A 17,712-nucleotide genomic window follows, 5' to 3' on the forward strand; every position below is an offset into this window, starting at 1 on the left:
GCTCGGCCACCGCCTTGCGGGCGCCCCATCGACGCGGGTGGCGATGGGCGTGCCCGCACCGGGTCGGCACCCGCGCCTGCGGTGGGCGGGCAGCCGGCGCAGGTAGTACGCCGGCCGCTCACCGCCGGCCAGGGGAGAGGACGCACCGATGCCGTGGGCGCGTCACTGCAGACGTGGATCGAGGTTCAGGGTCACGCCGGCTGCGCTCGGCTCGACCCGCTGGATGTCCCGGTCGGTGACCGGCAACATGCCGTCGAACGCGTCCAGCATGGCCTGCTGCGCCAGCGGAGCGATCTCCTCGGTGGTCACCTCGCGGCCGACCTCCGCGGACAGGGACGTCACGCCCGCGTCCTTGATGCCGCACGGGACGATCCGGTCGAACTCGCTCAGGTCCGCGTTGCAGTTCAGTTCGATGCCGTGCATCGTCACGCCCTGCTGGACCCGGATGCCGATCGCCGCGATCTTGCGCTCCGGCCGCGCGCCGTCCGCGGGCAGCCACACACCGCTGCGACCCTCCACTCGCCCGGAGGGCAGGTCGTACTGATCGCACACCGAGATCAGCGCCTGCTCCAGGCGGCGGACGTAGTCGACCACATCGATCGGATCGGTCAGCGCGATGATCGGATAGCCCACCAGTTGCCCCGGTCCGTGCCAGGTGATCTTCCCGCCACGATCGACGTCGATCACCGGGGTGCCGTCGTCCGGGCGGTCCTCGGGCCCGGTGCGCTTGCCCGCCGTGTACACCGAGGGGTGTTCCAGCAGTAGTAGCGTGTCCGGTGTTTCGCCGTCCCCGCGTCCCCGCACCAGCTCGCGCTGGAGGTCCCACGCGGACTGGTAGTCGATCATGCCGAGTTCGCGCACCTCGACGGGCTCCTGCGAGGCGCGACAGGTTTTCGCCGTGTTGCTCACGGGCGTCAGCTTACGCCCGCACCGCAACGCGGCAGGCCGGCCTCGCGAAGCAGAGCACCTAGCCGTCCGAGTCCGGTGCCTGAGCGGTGGAACGCGCCCCCAGTGCCGCGGCCAGCGCGGCGGAGAGCGTGGGGTGCGTGAAGGTGAACCCGCGGCCTTCCAACTCGGTGGGCAAGGCCCGCTGCCCGCCGAGCAGCTCACCGGAGAGCTCCCCCAGCGCGGCCCGCAGGGCGAAACCGGGAATCACCCACGGGGCGGGCCGGTGCATGTGCTCGGCGAGGTTCCGGGTGAACTCGGCGTTGGTGACCGGTGCAGGGCCCGTCAGGTTGACCGGGCCGGAGATCTCAGGTCGCTCCAGCACGAACCGGATCGCCGCGACCTCGTCCTCGAGGGAGATCCACGGCATGAACTGCGTCCCCGCCCCCAAGCGGGCGCCGAGCCCGCAGGCGAACAGCGGGCGCAGCCTTCCGAGCAGGCCACCGCCCGCGGCGAGGACGAGGCCGGTGCGCAGCACGACCACGCGGGCCTCGGCTTCCCCGGCCGCCCGCTCCCACCGCTGGCAGAGGTCGGGGATGAAGCCCGTCCCGGCCGGGCTCGTCTCCGTGACCGGGTGTGCGCCCGTGTCGCCGTAGAACCCCACCGCCGAGGCGTTGACCAGGACGGGGACGCCGTGGCGCGACACCGCGCGGGCCAGCACCGTCGTGGGGCGCAGCCGGGAGTGCAGCAGGGTGCGCTTGCGGGCCGCGTTCCAGCGGCGTTCTGCGATGCCGGCGCCGCAGAGGTTCACCACCGCATCCGCCTCGTCCAGCGCATCCGAGGGAACGTCGCCCCTGTTCGGGTCCCACTCCCGCTCGTCCGGGGCGTGGGCGGTGCGGCGGACGAGGCGGAGGACGTCGTGCCCACCGCTCCGCAGGGCGGGGACCAGACGCGTCCCGATCAGTCCGGAGGATCCGGCGACAACCACGCGCATGCTTCGAATCGTCCCGTACTGCGTCCGTTCGTGCGATAGCGAGCGGCCCGCGGAATCGGTCGTTCCGCGGGCCGCGGGCTGAGCACCGGAAGCGGTGGCTGGGAAGGGAGTGCCGCTCACAGACCGAGGTCGGCCTCGAACGCCCCCTCCTCCAAGCGGTGCTTCACCGTGTTGAGGAAGCGGGCCGCGTCCGCACCGTCGACCAGGCGGTGGTCGTAGGACAGCGCCAGGTAGGCCATGGAGCGGATCGCGATGGTGTCCCCGCCGGTCTCGTCGGAGACGACGACCGGACGCTTGACCACGGAACCGGTGCCGAGCATGCCCACCTGCGGAGGGTTGAGGATGGGCGTGTCGAACAGCGCGCCGCGGCTGCCGGTGTTCGTGATGGTGAACGTCCCCCCGGCCAGCTCGTCCGGTTTGATCTTGTTGTTCCGGGTCCGCTCCGCCAGGTCGGCGGTCTTGCGCGCGAGGCCACCGAGGTTGAGGTCACCGGCGTCGTGGATCACGGGGGAGACCAGACCACGGTCCGTGTCCACCGCCACCGACAGGTGCTCCGCACCGTGGTAGGTGATCTGCTTGTTCTCCTCGTCGATCGAGGCGTTGAGCTTCGGGTGCAGCTTGAGCGCCTCGACCGTGGCCTTCTCGAAGAACGGCAGGAAGCTGAGCTTCACCCCTTCGGCGGCGGCGAAACCGTCCTTCGCCCGCTCGCGCAGCGAAGCGATCCGGGTGACGTCCACCTCGATCACCGTGGTCAACTGCGCCGCCGTCTGCAGCGACTCGACCATGCGTCGCGCCAGCAGCTGCCGCAGGCGGGACATGTTCTGCGTGGTGCCGCGCAGCGCCTGGTCCTCCGGTGACGGCTCGGCGGCGCTCGGCGCGGCGGGGGCGGATGTAGTGCTCGCCGGAGCAGCCGCGGCTGGAGCTTGCTGCTTCGCATCGATCGCGGCCTGCACGTCCTGCTTGCGGATGCGGCCGCCAACACCGCTGCCGCTGATCGCGGACAGGTCGATGCCGTGCTCGTTGGCGAGCTTGCGAACCAGCGGTGTGACGTACGGGGTGCTGCCGGCGGGCGCGGCCGCAGCGGCCTCCTGCTGAGCGGGGGCCGCAGGGGTGGCCGGCGCTGCGGAGGACTCCGCGGGAGCCGGGGCCGGCGGAGTCGGAGCCGGCTGAGCTGGGGCAGGCTGCTGCTCCTGCGGAGCCGGTTGCTGCTCCTGCGGTGCCTGTTGTTGCTGGACAGGTGCTGCAGGTTCAGGTTGGGCGGGCGGCTGCTCCGGCTGCGACGGCTGTTCCGGAGCGGCCGGAGCGCTCGGCGCGGGTGCCCCCGTGCCGACCACCGCGAGCTTCGAGCCGACCTCGACGGTGTCGTCCTCACCGGCCACGATCTCCAGGATCGTGCCGCCGACGGGAGAGGGAACCTCGGTGTCGACCTTGTCCGTCGAGACCTCGAGCAGCGGTTCGTCGACTTCGACGGTGTCGCCGACCTGCTTGAGCCACCGCGTGATCGTGCCCTCGGCGACGCTCTCACCGAGCGCCGGCATGGTCACGTCGGTACCTCCGGCCCCACCGCCTTCGGCCGCACCGCTTTCGGCCGTGGCGGGTGCCGGGGCCGGCGCCGCCGGCTGCTCCTGCTGCTGGGGCTGTTCCTGGGCGGCGGGCTGCGGTTCGGCTGCCGGCTGCTCCTGCTGGGCAGGAGCCTCGGCCTGTGCTCCGGCGGTTTCCGAGCTGTCCGCGAGGACTGCGAGTTCCGCGCCGACCTCGACGGTGTCGTCCTCCTGGGCGATGATCTGCTGGAGCACACCAGCCGCGGGGGAGGGAACCTCGGTGTCGACCTTGTCCGTCGAGACCTCGAGCAGCGGTTCGTCGACTTCGACGGTGTCGCCGACCTGCTTGAGCCACCGCGTGATCGTGCCCTCGGCGACGCTCTCACCGAGCGCGGGCATCTGGATTGAGAAGGCCATCGTCTGTTGACTCCTCGTGGTGTGGCGGGGTGCGGGCTGAATCCGGTGCCGAGGTCAGCCGTGCACGTGCAGCGGCTTGCCGGCCAGGGCGAGATGCGCCTCCCCCAGAGCTTCGGACTGGGTGGGGTGCGCGTGCACCAGCGGAGCAACGTCCTCCGGGAGCGCTTCCCAGTTGTAGATGAGCTGGCCCTCGCCGATCAGTTCGCCCACGCGGTCGCCGATGAGGTGCAGGCCGACCACCGGTCCGTCGGTGACCCGCACCACCTTGGCCGCACCCGTCGTCTTGAGGATCTGGCTCTTGCCGTTGCCGGCCAGGTCGTAGGTGAACGCTTCCACCGAGCCGTGCTTCTCCTTGGCCTCGGCTTCGGTCAGGCCCACCGAGGCGACCTCGGGCCGGCAGTACGTCACGCGCGGGATCCCGGCCTCGTCGATCGCGGGCGGGGTGAGTCCGGCGATGTCCTCGGCGATGAACACGCCCTGCTGGAAACCGCGGTGCGCCAGCTGCAGCCCCGGAACGATGTCGCCCACGGCGTACACCCCGGAGACGTTCGTGCGCAGTCGTTCGTCGGTGCGAACGAACCCGCGCTCCATCTGGATGCCTGCCTCCTCGAAGCCGACCCCGGTGGTGCTCGGCCCGCGGCCGACCGCCACGAGCATGAGATCGGCCTCGTGCTGCTCACCGTTTTCCAGGCTGACGGTGACGCCGTCGGAGGTCTGCTCGGCGCCGGTGAACTTCACGCCGGTCTTGAACTTGATGCCCCGTTTGCGGAAAGAACGCTCCAGGCGCTTGGAGAGGAACTCGTCCTCGTTCGGCACCAGGTTCGGCAGCGCCTCGACCACGGTGACCTCGGCGCCGAAGGAACGCCAGACGCTGGCGAACTCCACGCCGATCACGCCACCGCCCAGCACAACGACCTTGTTCGGGACGTGGTCGAGGTTCAGCGCCTGCTCGCTGGCGATGATGCGTCCGTCCAGCTCCAGGCCCGGCAGCGTCTTGGAGTAGGAACCGGTGGCGAGAACGATGTTCTTGCCGGTGTAGCGCTCGCCGCCGACCTCGACGGTGTGGCTGTCCACCAGACGGCCTTCACCCTCGACGTAGGTCAGGTTGTGCGCCTTCGCCAACCCGTGCAGGCCCTTGTGGAGGCCTCCGACGACCCCGTCCTTGTAGGAGTTGACACCGGCCATGTCGATGCCCTCGAGGGAGGCCTTGACGCCGAACTGATCGGCTTCGCGGGACGAATCCGCGATCTCCGCGGCGTGCAGCAGTGCTTTGGTGGGGATGCACCCGCGGTGCAAACAAGTCCCACCGAGCTTGTCCTTTTCAATGAGGACGACGGACAGGCCGAGCTCGGCCGCGCGGAACGCGCAGGCGTAGCCCCCCGAACCGCCGCCGAGAATGACCAGATCGGCGGACGTGTCGGTCACTTTGCTCTCCTCGACAGGCATCGTTGACTCGCTGTTGGTGTCCGGCGGACCACGGGTCAACCACCGGACCCTGAAGGTCACCGGCCCATACGACATCTTGTCACCACGGCGGAACGACGTGCGATGTGGGCTCGGTGCTCATGCCCAGCGGTCGCCTGCAATGGCCGGGCCATCGGGTGATCTGGTCAAACCCGGGTACAACCCCGTTCGAGCGCCCTATCGCCGATGGCATCATCAACGTACGGGACCGGTGGATTGTTCCGGAACATCCACCTCGGAGTGGCGAGCCGCACAGCAGTTGGCGGTGCGGAGGCGGTGTCCTGTTCCGTGGCGGTGGGTACGCGGACGCGCGCCCGGTGCGGGCAGGGCAGTGCGGGCAGGAGGTAAGCGTGGGTCTGTTCGATCGCCTGCGGAGGAAACGCCGGTCCAGGGGAGTTCGGTCGGCGGACTCGCAGGACGTTGACCACCTCGTTGCCTGGGCCGGACAGCGGCACGGCGTCGAGGGCTACCTCGAGCCGCGCACCGCGGTCACCGAGACGACCCTCATGCTGATAGCCCATGACGGAGAGTGGACGCGTCGGCGTGTCGACGGGCCCGGCGCGGGGTTCAAACTTACCCGCAAGATCGGTGTGCCCTGCTACGAAGTGACCAAGGTCGGATATCCCCAGCGGATGCGCGACTACCAGGCGCGGCAGCGCATCCTGCGCAAACGCGGGATGCAGTCCGGGAACTGATCCGTCGCCCCGCGGCCCCGGCGCAGGTGGTTCCCGCCGGGACCGCGGTGCACGCTCCGGACAGCGACCCGCCGCCGGGCTCAGCCCCGCTCGGCGATGTCGGCGAGCACGGCGGCCAGCGTGCGCACCGGCACACCCGTCCCGCCCTTCGGGGTGTAGCCCCACACCGAGTTCGTGTTGTAGGCCGGGCCCGCCACGTCGATGTGCGCCCACGAGACCCCGTCGGCCACGAACTCCTCGAGGAAGTGACCGGCCACGAGCATGCCGCCCCAGCGCTGCCCCGTCACGTTCGTCATGTCCGCCAGCTTCGAGTCCAGCTCTCCGCGCAGCTCCTCCGGCAACGGCATCGGCCAACCGTTCTCCCCGACGGCACGCGACTTCTGGGCCACCCGGTCCCGGAACTCCTCGCTGCCCATGATCCCCGGAGTTCGGTTGCCCAGCGAGACCACCTGGGCCCCGGTGAGGGTGGAGGTCTCCACGAGGTAGTCGGGACTGTCCTCGCAGGCACGGCTGATCGCGTCGGCGAGGATCAGGCGTCCCTCGGCGTCGGTGTTGAGCACCTCGACCGTTGTGCCGTTGTACATGCGCAGCACATCGCCCGGACGGTAAGCGCTGCCGGAGGGCATGTTCTCCGCCATCGGGACCGTGGCGGTGATCTCCAGCGGGTAGTGCAGCTTGGCCGCGAGGACCATCGTCGCGACCACGGCCGCCGCGCCCGCCATGTCGGAGGTCATGTCGGGCATGCCGGGGCCGGGCTTGAGCGAGATCCCGCCCGTGTCGAACGTGACCCCCTTGCCGATGAGCGCGACCTTCGAGGTGGCCTTCGGCCCCGAGTACCGCAGCCGCACCACGCGCGGCGGGCGGACGGAACCCGCGCCGACCCCGAGCACGCCTCCGTAACCGTGCTTGCGGAGGTCGTCTTCGTCCAGCACGTCCACCTCGAGCCCGGCGCTCTTGGCGAGATCGCCGGTGCGTTCAGCGAACGCGGCCGGGTAGAGGTCGTTCGGCGGCGTGTTGACCAGGTCCCGCGCGAGGTTGACCGCTTCGGCGATCGCGCCGGCGCCCTTGAGCGTGGACCGCTCCTGCTCCTGGACGTCCGGCACGACGAACTCCACGGAGCCGACCGGCGCCTCGTCGGAGGTCGACTTGTACTCCCGGTACGAGTAGGCCCCCATCACGGTTCCCTGCACCGCCGCCGACAGGTCCAGGGCGGACAGGGTGGTGGCCGCGCGTTCCGTGCCCGCCAGCGCGCGTGCGGCGGCACCGGAGGCGCGTCGCACGGTCTCGGTGCTCACACCGTCCTCGCCGGGCTTGCCGAGCCCCACTCCGAGCAGCACGTCGGCCTGGCAGCGGGAGCTGGCGGGCAGGCGGGTGACCTCCTCCGCGTTGCCGGTGGCTCCCATGGTGCTGAGCACATCGGCCAGCGAGCCCGGGAAGCAGTCCGCGACGGACTCGCTTCCGGGCGCCGGTTCCGGGCCGTCCGCGCCGTTGACGAGGCCGAACACGATCACGTCGGCGGCCAGCTTGCCCAGCGGTGCGTCGCTCAGGGTGAGGTTCGGGTTGTTCACGTGGCTCCTCCGGATCACGAGATGCGCTGTTCCCGGCCCGCGTGTCGGGGGAGCGCGGTCCCGCGCAGGCGCAGCGCTGCGGTGAGCCGCGTTCCCGCCATCGAGGCATCGGGTGTCCACCCGCACTGTAGAACGAGTGCGGGCGGCGGCCTCGCCGGTCGCGCCGGCCCACCGTCCGAGGGGCGCTCGGTAGGCTGAACGAGCGGCTGCGGCGCGGGGCCGCGCAGCGGGTGCAGAATCAACCGACGGATGGCTGTCAGACCCGATGTGCTCTGCGAGGGTGGTCGCGTGTCCCCTTGTGCCGGCGCCGTTGAGACTCCCCGTGGCCGGTCGAGCACCACGCGGGCCCTTCCGTGCACGCTCGGCGCGATGCTCGGGGCCGGGGTGCTGCTCGCTCCCGCGCCCGCGATGGCGGCGGCGGGGAGGTGGTTGCCGCTGAGCGTGCTGCTCGCGGTGGCCACCGCAGCCTGCACGGCGGTGGCCGCGACGCACCAGGGGGCGATCTACCGCTCGCCGGCACCGTCCTACGCCTGCACCCGTGCCCGCCTGGGCGTGGTACCCGGGCGCATCAGCGCGAGCACCTCGCTGGTGGGGCAGATCGCGGCCACGGCTGTGCTCGGTCGGCTCGTCGCCGAGCTGCTGTTCCCGGCCGCACCCGCGGCGATGGCGCCGATGGTGATCCTCGGAAGCGTCGTCGCCACAGTGGCCGGAGCGCGCATTCGCGGCGGGGTGGCGTGGGCCTGGCTCGCGGTGACCCTCGCGACTCCCGTGCTGGTAGCGGCCACCGGATTCGCGATCGCACCGCCGGAGGCGCCTGCGGCCACGCCGAGCTCCGCCGGAGCTCTCGGGGTCACCGGAGCAGCCGGGGTGCTCTGCTTCGCGTTCTTCGCAGGCGGAAGAGCGTCCACGCCGGATGCAGCCGGCGGGGGCGGCGTCGGGGGTCGTGTCGCCGCCCTGTCGCTGCTGGGGACGACGGGCGCGCTCGTGCTTTTCCTCGCCGCGTGCGTGCACCAGCTCGGGTCGGCTCGGTTGGCCCTCTCGGAGAATCCGCTGCGCGACGTGCTCACCGCAGCCGCCGCGTCCGATCTCGTCCCGCTGGTCAGCTCGCTGGCCGCGGTGGGACTCCTGCCCGCGTTGCTCGCGGCCCTGGACGGGGTGCGCGGTACCGCGCGGGCGGTGCTCGAGGAGCGCGATCTGCCCGGTGTGCTGGGCCGCACCGGGGGGTCGGGAAGGCCCTACCTGCTCGACCTCTCCGGCGGGGTGCTCGCGGCGTGCCTCGCAGCACTCCTGGAACCCGTGAGCGCGATGGTGTTCGCGGCGTGCTGCCTGCTCGTGCACTGCGCCCTGACGAACGCCAGTGCACGCTTGAGCCTGCACGACCGCACGGCGCCGCGCGTGTGGGCGGCCCGCACCACCTGCGCGGGGATGGGGCTGTCGGTGGTCCTGTTCATGAGCATGCCGGTGCACGCGCTGCTGGCGACGGCGGGGACCGCGGCGGCGGGGCCGATCGTTGCCGGAGTCTACACACGCCGCTGGAGTTGAGGTCCATGCTCGACAACGCTCACCCGGCCGGAACCGCCGCAACGGCGGCGACCGTCACCTGGCACTACGGCAACCAGATCTTCTACCGGTTCCGCCGTCTGGACGGCTCGCTCGGAACCGTGCACCCGGCGCGCGTGCTCGACGACGACGGTGACCGGATGCTCTGCTGGGTCGTGGCCGGCACCCCGATCCGCATCACCACCTCGCCCGACGGGCGCACCCCGCGGCAGCTTCCCGTGGACGAACGGTTCCGCGTGTCCCGCGTTCCCGCGCGCTCGACGTGGTCCGGCACGTCGACGCTGCGGCTCGTCTACAGCCACCGGTGGGCCTCGGTGTGGTGGTTCTTCGACGCGGACGGATCCTTCCGCAACTGGTACGTCAACCTCGAGGTGCCGCTCGGGCGCGACGCGGCCGGGGTCGATCGGACCGACGGTGTGCTCGACGTCGAGGTCTTCCCGGACCGCAGCTGGCGGTGGAAGGACGAGGACGAGCTCGCGCCCGCGCTGGCGGCCGGGCGGCTCGGGCGGGCGCACCTCGATCGGCTCCGCCTCGAAGCCGACCGGATGATCGCTCTGGCCGAGGCCGGCCAGTTCCCGTTCGACGGCACGTACTGCACGGAGTGCCCCGATCCCGACTGGCCGCTCGCCGAACTCCCCGCTGAACTGCTGTCCTGAGCGCGGGAGGGGAGCGCTCCGGGGTCGAACCGGGACGTGGCCACCGCGCACCGGCGGTGCGCACAGCGCGCAGTCCTGCCCGTGTGCCCCGGGCCTGCGCTTTTCAGGCGACGAGCGGGCGCGATACGGTACGCACATGAGTGGAGCACTGCCTTTTACCCGGATTCAGAACGATCAACCGACCTCGCCGGAGCGGCGCTCGGAGGTACTCGAGAATCCGGGATTCGGGCAGTTCTTCACCGACCACATGGTGACGATCCGCTGGTCCCAGGAGAAGGGATGGCACGACGCGCGCGTCGAGCCGTACGGGTCGCTGACCTTTGATCCGGCGACGACGGTCCTGCACTACGGCCAGGCGATTTTCGAGGGGCTGAAGGCCTACCGGCAGCCCGACCGCTCCGTCGCGGCGTTCCGTCCGGAGGCCAACGCTCGCCGTTTCCAGTCCTCGGCGCGACGCCTGGCGATGCCGGAGATGCCGGAGGAACTGTTCCTCGCCTCGCTGCAGGAGTTGCTCGCCGTGGACGGCGAGTGGGTTCCCGAGGAGGGGGAGAGCGCTCTCTACCTGCGGCCGTTCATGATCTCCACGGAGGTCAGCCTCGGCGTCAACCGCCCGTCGAACAGCTACCTCTACGTGCTGCTGGCGTCCCCGGCGGGCTCGTACTTCGCCGGTGGCGTCAAGCCGGTCACCGTGTGGCTCAGCCACGAGTACGTGCGCGCCGCACCGGGCGGAACGGGCGCCGCGAAGTTCGCCGGGAACTACGCCGCGTCGTTCGCGGCGCAGCAGGACGCCGTCGAGCAGGGCTGCGACCAGGTCGTCTGGCTCGACGCTGCCGAACGGCGGGTGGTCGAGGAAATGGGCGGCATGAACCTGTTCTTCGTGTTCGGTTCGGGCTCCGAGGCGCGTCTCGTGACACCGGAGCTGAGCGGGAGCCTGCTGCCCGGCATCACGCGCGAGTCCCTGCTGCAGTTGGGCAGGGACCTGGGAATGCCGGTGGAGGAGCGCCGCATCACCACGGACGAGTGGGAGAAGAAGGCCAACAGCGGCGAACTGAGCGAGGTGTTCGCCTGCGGGACCGCCGCCGTGATCACGCCCGTCGGGCACGTCAAGCACCGCGACGGGGCGTTCACGATCGGCGACGGCAGCCCGGGTGAGATCTCCATGAAGCTGCGGGAGCACCTGACCGGGATCCAGCACGGGGCGACCGCGGACGCGCACGGATGGATGACCCGGCTGGCCTGATCACCGCCTGATCGGTGGCAGGTGGGCAGGACCGGATCCGGGGAGGGGAGCGGTGCGGTCCTGCCCACCGGTCCGAGGCACCGCAGTGCGACGCCTCCGCCGGGAAGGCGGTTTATCCACTGTGGACTTGTCAAGGATCCGTGGGCGTGTGGAGGGGCGAGCACGTGCTGCGCTGCACCGCGCATCAGCGCACGGGTGGCGGTCGCTGTCGCAGGCCTCCGTCCTCATCGGAGCGAGTCGAGTGGACGGAACCGCACCACCTGCCGGGAGGCCGGGAGGTGCGCCGCGAGTCGGAGCACGAGCGCGCGACCGCGGGACGGCGCGACGCCGCCGGGGCATCCGCGTGCGTTGTGGACGGTTGAGGCGGCTTCGTGCGGAGGTTCCTCGTCGAACGCATGTGCCCACCATGCCGCGGGCGTTCGGGAGCGTGCCACCGGAAACGCGTCTCGCCATCTCATCGTGTGAAACTCGTGTTCGACTGCATCAGGTGGTCCTCGCCTCGGGCGGGCCTGCCGCTTCGGTACAGGTCATCGAGCCCCAGCCGTGCCGGGGGAGCGGCCGAGCGTTCGCCGCTTCGGCCGGGGTTCACCTCAGAGGGGGAGCGAGCCGACTGCCAGCGCGATCGTGACGCCCAGTTCGCTGGCGGCACCGAGGATGTCCCCTGTGATCCCGCCGAAGCGGGTGCGCACGTGGTGCGCGAACGCCCACAGGGCCGCGCCCGCGAGGACCACGGCGAGCGCACCGGACAGGGATCCGCCCAGCGCGCCGATCCCCGTCAGCACGACCCACCAGGCGGCGACGGCCCAGTTCGGCTGCGTGCCCGCGACCAGCGCCCCCATGCCCTCCTGGCGGGCCGCCGGCACACCCCGCCGGCAGCACAGCGTGAACCCGGCGCGCCCGACCGCGCAGGCGACGACGATGAACAGCCACTGCCCGGCACCGGCCAGCGCGGCCAGGGACACCGCCTGGATCCCCGCGGTCAGCACCAGCGCCACCACCGCGAACGGGCCGGTGCTGCCGTCGCGCATCACGTCCAGCGCGCGTTCCGGCGGCCCGTAGCAGCCGAGCCCGTCCACCGCGTCGGCGAGCCCGTCGAGGTGCATGCCCCGCGTCAGCAGTGCCAGCAGGGCCACGCCGAGCAACCCCGCGAGCAGCCCCGGGGCCCCCAGCAGGCCGAGCACCGCCAGGGCGAGCGCGGTGATCCCGCCCAGCAGCCCACCCACCACGGGGGCGAAGGAGATGGCCTGACGCGTGGTGCGCGCGTCCACGCGATCGGTGCCGAGCGGCAGGACGCTCAGCCAGGAGACCGACAGCCGGAACCCGTCACCCGCGGACGTCACAGCTGCTGGTCCTGCGGGCTCGGCCCCGAGGCCTCCGCAGCGCCGGGGCCGCCGACCCCGGCCTCGGCGAAGGTCGCCATCTCGCGCAGCACCCGGACGGCGGCGGTGAGCACCGGCAGCGCCGTGACGGCCCCGGAGCCCTCGCCGAGCCGCATCCGCGCGTCCACGAGCGGCTCGAGGTCGAGGTGCTCAAGCACCGCGGCCGACCCCGGCTCGGCCGAGCGGTGCCCGGCCAGCCACCACCGGTGCGCGCCCGGCGCGAACTCCTCGGCGACGAGCGCCGCTGCTCCGAGGACGAAGCCGTCGAGCACCACCGGGGTGCGGCGCACGGCCGCCTGCGCGAGGAAGCCGGCGAGCCCGGCGATGTCCGCCCCGGCGGAGGTGCGCAGCAGGGCGAGGGGATCGGTGAGCACCGGTCGGGCCCGCCGCAACGCGTCCCGGATCGTCGCCGTCTTGCGCATCCACGCCCGGTCGTCGATGCCGGTGCCGCGGCCCACGACCGCCACCGGTTCGCGGCCGGTCAGCGCGGCGATCAGCACCGAGGCGGGAGTCGTGTTGCCGATGCCCATGTCCCCTCCGACGAGGAGGTCCGCACCGGAGTCGACCTCCTCGTCGGCGATCGCGCGCCCCGCCCGCACGGCCGCTTCGGCCTCCTCGGGGGTCAGCGCGTCCGCGCGGTCGATCTCCCCCGAGCCGCGCCGGACCTTGTGCGTGCTGATCGCCGCGGGGGTCTCGGCGTCCACCGCCATGTCCACCACGCGCACGCTCGCCCCCGCGTTCGCCGCGAGCACGTTGACCGCCGCGCCGCCGGCGAGGATGTTGTGCACCATCTGGGCGGTGACGTCCCGCGGGTAGGCGGAGACCCCGCCGGTGGACACGCCGTGGTCCCCGGCGAACACGACGACGCGCGGCCGGGAGAACGGACGCGGCGGGCACACGCCCTGCCGTGCGCTGACCCACACGCCGAGCTCCTCCAGCCGGCCGAGGGCACCAGCCGGTTTCGTCAGCTGCTCCTGGCGGGCCACGGCCTGGCGGCGCGCCTGCTCATCGGGCTCGGGAACGGCGGGGAACGAGGCGGGCGGCGCAACGCCGCCGGTGGGTTCGGGGGACACCGGCATACCTCCCGGGGTCGGGTGCGGGGAAGTGGTCAGCGCAGCCGCAGCGGAACTCCGGCCACGAGCAGCTCGACTCGCGCGCACAGCTCGGCCAGCTGCGCGTTGGACGCGCCGAGCTCGTCGCGGAACAGCCTGCCCGCACGTGTTCCGGGCACGACTCCGAGGCCGACCTCGGCGGAGACGAACACCAGGTTCGACGGGCTCGCCCGGGCCGCTTCGAGCACCGCAGCGCGGTGCCGCTCGACCCGGCGCAGAGCCGCGTCCTCCCGGTCCCACGCCCCGGTGTCGTCCAGCACCCCGGTCAACCACGTCGCCATGTCGTCGACGAGCACGGTCCGGTCGGCAGCGCTCGTGCGCAGGGCCCGGGCGAGGGCGTCGGAGTCGGGCGCCTCCACGGTGCGCCAGTGCTCCGGGCGGCGGGCGCGGTGCTGCTCGATGCGCGCTGTCCACTCGCCGTCCGCGGGGTCCTGGCGCGCTGTCGCGACGTAGTCCACCCGGTCGGCGGCGGAGACCAGGCCCTCGGCGTGCGCGGACTTGCCCGAGCGGGCACCGCCCAGGACCAAGGCGTGTTCCGCCACCACAGACCTCCTGTCTCGAGTGCCCCGCAACGCTACCCGGGCCGGGAGGCGGGAGCGCAGCACCCGGGCCCGCGGTGTGATCCGGTTCGCCGCACCGGGTCGGAGGAGCGCTACCGCGGGCTCACCGGAGCTGGTGGGCGTCCTTCGGGGTGAGCCGCGGCCGCGGCACGCGCAGCTTCCGGATCTGCATCGCCCGCGTGAACGCGTACCAGCCCAGGGAGAACGGGCGGTCCTTCGAGTCGGGGTACTTCGCGCGCACGCGCTTGTTCACGTGCCGCGCGAGCAGCGTGCCCTCGACGACCATCGTCAGCAGCAGGATCAGGCACAGCAGGGTGGCGTACTGCTGGATCAGCACGTTCTGGGTGAGGGTGATGGCGAACACCACGAGCACCAGGGGCATGAACAGGCCCATGAGGTGCCGCCGCGTGTCCACGATGTCGCGCACGTACGCCCGGACCGGGCCCTTGTCCCGCGGCATGAGGTAGCGGTCGTCGCCCTGCATCATGCGTTCCCGGCGTTCGGCCGCTGCCTTTTTGCGCTCCTGCTTCGTTCCGCGGGAGCGTTTGATCGCTTCCCGCTGGTTCTTCGGCGGCGGGGACACGGGGCCGCGTCGCCCCTGGGAGTCGCGACGCTTCGGCGTCGGGCGGCCCTTCTTCGGGGTGTGCCCGCCGCTGCCCTCCGGGGCGGACTGGGCAGCCTCGGCGTCGGAATGCCCGTTCGCGGTGGTGGCGGGCGTGGTCTGCGCAGTGTTGTTACGGCGGAGGAACCTCACACCACCAGGGTATTCGACCGGTCCGCCCCTTCGTCAGCAGCTCGGGCAGCAGCAAGTCCCCAGGGCATCGGGCCGGTGGTGGTAGCGTGGGACGCGTTCCGCGCTGCCCGCCCAGCTTCCCGACTGCCCGCCCGGCTGGGGCGCAGCGGGCGATCGCCGGCCGGTGCTGATGCCGCGGCCGGTCTGCTGCGGGTGATTCAGCAGGTTCACCGCAGCCGCGGCCCGGGCATCTGTGTCACCATGGGCCCGGGAATATCCGGATCGGCGATATGGTTGCAGCAGCCGCCGGATTCGGATTGAACGAGACCGCTAGGGAGAGTCCATGACCGCCCAGGACACCATGACGGAGGCGCCGGCGCACGGGGTTACGCTGACCGACTCGGCCGCCCAGAAGGCCAAGGCGCTGTTGGAGCAAGAGGGTCGCGACGACATGCACCTGCGCATCGCGGTCCAGCCCGGTGGTTGTGCCGGCCTGCGGTACCAGCTGTTCTTCGACGAGCGCTCGCTGGACGGAGACGCGCGCGTGGACTTCGCCGGCCTCGGCGTCGTCGTCGACCGGATGAGCACCCCGTACCTGCAGGGTGCGGTGATCGACTTCGTGGACAGCATCGAGAAGCAGGGCTTCACGATCGACAACCCCAACGCGGGCGGTTCCTGCGCCTGCGGTGACTCGTTCCACTGACGAGGTCGGTTCCCTGAGCACGAGGGCCGGTGCCGGTCACCGGCCCTCGACGCATCTCGGGGCCTGGTACCTCGTGGCCCTGGGCGTACCTGTGGTCCGACGTGCCGGTGGTCCGACGTGCCGGGCCCTCCTCAGGAGCCCGCGGCGACTCGCACCGTCTCGGCGTGCACGGTGACCTCGTCGCCGATCCGCAGCGGGCGGCCGCGCCGGGTCTCCGTCTCCCCGTTGACCGCGACGAGCCCGTCACCGATCACCACCTTCGCCTCGCCGCCGTGCTCGACCAGCCCGGCGAGCTTGAGCAGCTGACCCAACCGGATCTCCTCGTCGCGAATGGGAATCTCCCGCATGGGATCCATTCTCCTCAGGCGCGGACGTCCCGCGGACGCGGGTGAGCGGTCCGTGCGCGCGGTCACCGCAGCGCCGATCGGACGAGGACCGGCCCGGTGGGAGCTGCAGCCCCGGGCGGGTGCTGACGCGGCCCCGCCGGCTGGAACCGCGGTCAGCGGACGGCGACGACGACCATGCGCGCGTGGTGCTCCGTCAGCGCTGCACCGTCCGGGCCGCAGCCGTGGACCTCGCGGAAGCCGGCGCCCGTCAGCCAGTCCCGCAGCTCGGGGAAGCCGAGCAGGCGCACGGTGAACGCGGTGCGCCGCGCCCGGCCGTCGCGGACGACGGTCCTCTCGGTGCGGATCTGCTGCGTCAGCGGGTCGAGCCGCGGCCGGTCGACGAGCAGGTCCCCGTCGCGCTCGCGCACCACGGACGTGCTGAACGCACCCATCATGCCGAGCGGGTTCATCAGCTCCAGCGCGAAGCGCCCGCCGGGGCGCAGCACCCGGGCCACTTCGTCGAGGACGCGGCGGTTCTCCTCGTCGGAGAAGTAGCCGAACGAGGTGAACCAGCTGAGCACGGCGTCGAACCCCTGCTGGAAGGGCAGGCTGCGCATGTCGCCCCGGACGTAGGCGGTGGTGACACCGCGCTCGGCCGCGTCCCCGCGGGCCAGGTCGAGGAACTCCTCCGCGGTGTCCACTCCCGTCACGTGCGCGCCGCGCTCCGCGATCCGGTTCGCCAAGCGCCCGTGCCCGCAGGCCAGGTCGAGCACCCGAGTGCCGCGGTCGATGTGCAGCAGCCGTTCCACCAGTGCCGCTTCACGGTCGCTGCGCTGCGCCGACAGCTCCGGTTCGTAGAAGTAGAGGTAGTCGGCGTCGAACACCTCGGAGGCGGTGAACTCGGACTCGGTCATGGGGACCTCCGCGGGTCGCGTCCTCGGCCCACTCAGTGTGGATCACCTCACGCGCCGCTCGTGCCGGGGTGCAGCACCCGGCTGAGCGCGGCGATCTCGGCGGTGCCGACCCGGCAGCAGCCACCGATGAGGCGGGCGCCCTCCGCGTACCAGTCCCGGGCCGTCGAGGGGTCCCACCGCGCGGGGCCGGTCCACTGCCCGCGCATCGCGTCCCAGCCCTCGCCGCTGTTGGGATAGGCGATGACGGGTTTGCCGCTGACTCGGTGCGCCAGGGCCACGGCACCGGTCACGTCGGCAGGGCTCGAGCAGTTCACCCCCGCGGCCAGCACGGTGTCGTTGCCCCGTGCCACGGAGAAGGCGTCGTGCAGCGGCTGACCGGCCCGCGTGTGCTCGCCCGCGATGCTGAAGGACAACCACACCGGCAGGCCGATGTCGGCGACCGCGTCGAGCAGCGCCTCGGCCTCGTCCACGTCGGGAACGGTCTCCAGCGCGAGCAGATCCGGTCCGGCTTCCGCGAGCGCTTCCACCCGGGGGCGGTGGAAGTCCCGGAGCTGGCGCACGGTCAGTCCGTAGCGGCCCCGGTACTCGGATCCGTCGGCGAGGACGGCGCCGTACGGACCGACCGAGGCGGCCACCCAGCACGGCTCGGCCACCGCCTCCGCCGCCTTCGCGGCCAGCTCGACGCTGCGGTGCAGCAGGGCACGCGTCTGGCGGCGGTCCACGCCCCGCTCGGCGAAGCCGTCGAAGCTCGCCTGGTAACTGGCGGTGGTGGCGACCCGCGCACCGGCCGCGAAGAAGGCCCGGTGGGCGGCGTGGATCTCATCGGGGGCGTCGGCCAGCAGCCGCGCCGACCAGAGGGGATCGCGCAGATCGTGCCCCCGGGTTTCCAGCTCCGTGGCCAACCCGCCGTCGAGCACGACGGGGTCGGAGTCCAGCGAAACGGCGTTCACCTGCGTGAACGTACC

The 17,712-nt window shown here is 72.0% G+C and carries 17 protein-coding genes; 5 read left to right on the forward strand and 12 right to left on the reverse strand.

What is annotated here, in order from left to right; translation table 11 throughout:
- Positions 1 to 162 precede the first annotated feature (162 nt).
- From lipB to lpdA, 4 genes are all read right to left on the reverse strand, one after another.
- Entirely contained in the window at positions 163 to 909 is a 747-nt protein-coding gene (gene lipB / locus ACYVJE_RS10985) for a lipoyl(octanoyl) transferase LipB (protein WP_461144366.1), read from the reverse strand.
- Positions 910 to 967: 58 nt separating this feature from the next.
- Complete coding sequence (locus ACYVJE_RS10990) at positions 968 to 1,879, reverse strand: TIGR01777 family oxidoreductase (protein ID WP_461144367.1); 912 nt, start codon at positions 1,877 to 1,879, stop codon at positions 968 to 970.
- A gap of 116 nt (positions 1,880 to 1,995) precedes the next feature.
- A complete protein-coding gene (sucB, locus tag ACYVJE_RS10995; RefSeq protein WP_461144368.1) occupies positions 1,996 to 3,837 on the reverse strand; it encodes a 2-oxoglutarate dehydrogenase, E2 component, dihydrolipoamide succinyltransferase in 1,842 nt (613 codons plus the stop codon).
- Between the two features lie 54 nt (positions 3,838 to 3,891).
- Positions 3,892 to 5,262 carry a dihydrolipoyl dehydrogenase gene (gene lpdA / locus ACYVJE_RS11000; RefSeq protein WP_461144369.1) on the reverse strand — a complete coding sequence of 457 codons (1,371 nt, stop codon included), beginning with the start codon at positions 5,260 to 5,262 and terminating at the stop codon, positions 3,892 to 3,894.
- Positions 5,263 to 5,651: 389 nt separating this feature from the next.
- On the opposite strand from lpdA, the gene ACYVJE_RS11005 reads away from it, so the two are divergent.
- Entirely contained in the window at positions 5,652 to 5,996 is a 345-nt protein-coding gene (locus ACYVJE_RS11005) for an oxidoreductase (protein ID WP_459158950.1), read from the forward strand.
- An 80-nt stretch (positions 5,997 to 6,076) separates the two neighbouring features.
- On the opposite strand, the gene ACYVJE_RS11010 is transcribed toward ACYVJE_RS11005, so the two are convergent.
- On the reverse strand, positions 6,077 to 7,564 hold the full coding sequence (locus tag ACYVJE_RS11010; protein ID WP_461144370.1) for a leucyl aminopeptidase: 1,488 nt from the start codon (positions 7,562 to 7,564) through the stop codon (positions 6,077 to 6,079).
- Positions 7,565 to 7,933: 369 nt separating this feature from the next.
- Between ACYVJE_RS11010 and ACYVJE_RS11015 the strand changes: the two genes are divergently transcribed.
- From ACYVJE_RS11015 to ACYVJE_RS11025, 3 genes are all read left to right on the forward strand, one after another.
- Positions 7,934 to 9,106 (forward strand): amino acid permease, encoded by a 1,173-nt coding sequence (locus tag ACYVJE_RS11015; RefSeq protein WP_461144371.1) that lies wholly within the window; start codon positions 7,934 to 7,936, stop codon positions 9,104 to 9,106.
- 5 nt (positions 9,107 to 9,111) lie between these two features.
- Positions 9,112 to 9,780 carry a DUF402 domain-containing protein gene (locus tag ACYVJE_RS11020; RefSeq protein ID WP_461144372.1) on the forward strand — a complete coding sequence of 223 codons (669 nt, stop codon included), beginning with the start codon at positions 9,112 to 9,114 and terminating at the stop codon, positions 9,778 to 9,780.
- A 136-nt stretch (positions 9,781 to 9,916) separates the two neighbouring features.
- Complete coding sequence (locus ACYVJE_RS11025; protein WP_461144373.1) at positions 9,917 to 11,020, forward strand: branched-chain amino acid aminotransferase; 1,104 nt, start codon at positions 9,917 to 9,919, stop codon at positions 11,018 to 11,020.
- A 590-nt stretch (positions 11,021 to 11,610) separates the two neighbouring features.
- On the opposite strand, the gene ACYVJE_RS11030 is transcribed toward ACYVJE_RS11025, so the two are convergent.
- The 4 genes from ACYVJE_RS11030 to ACYVJE_RS11045 all read right to left on the reverse strand — a co-directional run bounded on the left by ACYVJE_RS11030 (position 11,611) and on the right by ACYVJE_RS11045 (position 14,825).
- Complete coding sequence (locus tag ACYVJE_RS11030) at positions 11,611 to 12,360, reverse strand: adenosylcobinamide-GDP ribazoletransferase (protein ID WP_461144374.1); 750 nt, start codon at positions 12,358 to 12,360, stop codon at positions 11,611 to 11,613.
- Positions 12,357 to 13,472: a nicotinate-nucleotide--dimethylbenzimidazole phosphoribosyltransferase gene (cobT, locus tag ACYVJE_RS11035; RefSeq protein ID WP_459158956.1), complete on the reverse strand. Its 1,116-nt coding sequence runs from the start codon at positions 13,470 to 13,472 to the stop codon at positions 12,357 to 12,359. The genes ACYVJE_RS11030 and cobT overlap by 4 nt, the downstream gene beginning before the upstream one ends.
- 35 nt (positions 13,473 to 13,507) lie before the next feature.
- Positions 13,508 to 14,053: a bifunctional adenosylcobinamide kinase/adenosylcobinamide-phosphate guanylyltransferase gene (gene cobU, locus ACYVJE_RS11040; RefSeq protein WP_459158957.1), complete on the reverse strand. Its 546-nt coding sequence runs from the start codon at positions 14,051 to 14,053 to the stop codon at positions 13,508 to 13,510.
- 121 nt (positions 14,054 to 14,174) lie between these two features.
- Complete coding sequence (locus tag ACYVJE_RS11045) at positions 14,175 to 14,825, reverse strand: DUF3043 domain-containing protein (protein WP_461144375.1); 651 nt, start codon at positions 14,823 to 14,825, stop codon at positions 14,175 to 14,177.
- 322 nt (positions 14,826 to 15,147) lie between these two features.
- Between ACYVJE_RS11045 and ACYVJE_RS11050 the strand changes: the two genes are divergently transcribed.
- The gene (locus tag ACYVJE_RS11050; RefSeq protein ID WP_459158959.1) at positions 15,148 to 15,507 is read left to right on the forward strand and encodes a HesB/IscA family protein; all 360 of its coding nucleotides are present in this window, start codon (positions 15,148 to 15,150) and stop codon (positions 15,505 to 15,507) included.
- A gap of 131 nt (positions 15,508 to 15,638) precedes the next feature.
- Here ACYVJE_RS11050 and ACYVJE_RS11055 read toward each other — a convergent pair whose 3' ends face one another.
- The 3 genes from ACYVJE_RS11055 to mmuM all read right to left on the reverse strand — a co-directional run bounded on the left by ACYVJE_RS11055 (position 15,639) and on the right by mmuM (position 17,697).
- The gene (locus ACYVJE_RS11055; protein WP_461144376.1) at positions 15,639 to 15,854 is read right to left on the reverse strand and encodes an RNA-binding S4 domain-containing protein; all 216 of its coding nucleotides are present in this window, start codon (positions 15,852 to 15,854) and stop codon (positions 15,639 to 15,641) included.
- A gap of 152 nt (positions 15,855 to 16,006) precedes the next feature.
- On the reverse strand, positions 16,007 to 16,747 hold the full coding sequence (locus tag ACYVJE_RS11060) for a class I SAM-dependent methyltransferase (RefSeq protein ID WP_461144377.1): 741 nt from the start codon (positions 16,745 to 16,747) through the stop codon (positions 16,007 to 16,009).
- 47 nt (positions 16,748 to 16,794) lie between these two features.
- The gene (gene mmuM / locus ACYVJE_RS11065) at positions 16,795 to 17,697 is read right to left on the reverse strand and encodes a homocysteine S-methyltransferase (RefSeq protein ID WP_461144378.1); all 903 of its coding nucleotides are present in this window, start codon (positions 17,695 to 17,697) and stop codon (positions 16,795 to 16,797) included.
- Positions 17,698 to 17,712 lie beyond the last annotated feature (15 nt).

The sequence above is a fragment of the Salinifilum aidingensis genome, from assembly GCF_054782015.1.

What these genes read in the sequence shown, in the direction of transcription:
- ACYVJE_RS11060 (WP_461144377.1), bottom strand. Translation starts at nt 16,747, where the DNA reads ATGACCGAGTCCGAGTTCACCGCCTCCGAGGTGTTCGACGCCGACTAC.
- ACYVJE_RS10990 (WP_461144367.1), bottom strand. Translation starts at nt 1,879, where the DNA reads ATGCGCGTGGTTGTCGCCGGATCCTCCGGACTGATCGGGACGCGTCTG.
- ACYVJE_RS11025 (WP_461144373.1), top strand. Translation starts at nt 9,917, where the DNA reads ATGAGTGGAGCACTGCCTTTTACCCGGATTCAGAACGATCAACCGACC.
- ACYVJE_RS11015 (WP_461144371.1), top strand. Translation starts at nt 7,934, where the DNA reads ATGCTCGGGGCCGGGGTGCTGCTCGCTCCCGCGCCCGCGATGGCGGCG.
- sucB (WP_461144368.1), bottom strand. Translation starts at nt 3,837, where the DNA reads ATGGCCTTCTCAATCCAGATGCCCGCGCTCGGTGAGAGCGTCGCCGAG.
- ACYVJE_RS11020 (WP_461144372.1), top strand. Translation starts at nt 9,112, where the DNA reads ATGCTCGACAACGCTCACCCGGCCGGAACCGCCGCAACGGCGGCGACC.
- ACYVJE_RS11050 (WP_459158959.1), top strand. Translation starts at nt 15,148, where the DNA reads ATGACCGCCCAGGACACCATGACGGAGGCGCCGGCGCACGGGGTTACG.
- ACYVJE_RS11055 (WP_461144376.1), bottom strand. Translation starts at nt 15,854, where the DNA reads ATGCGGGAGATTCCCATTCGCGACGAGGAGATCCGGTTGGGTCAGCTG.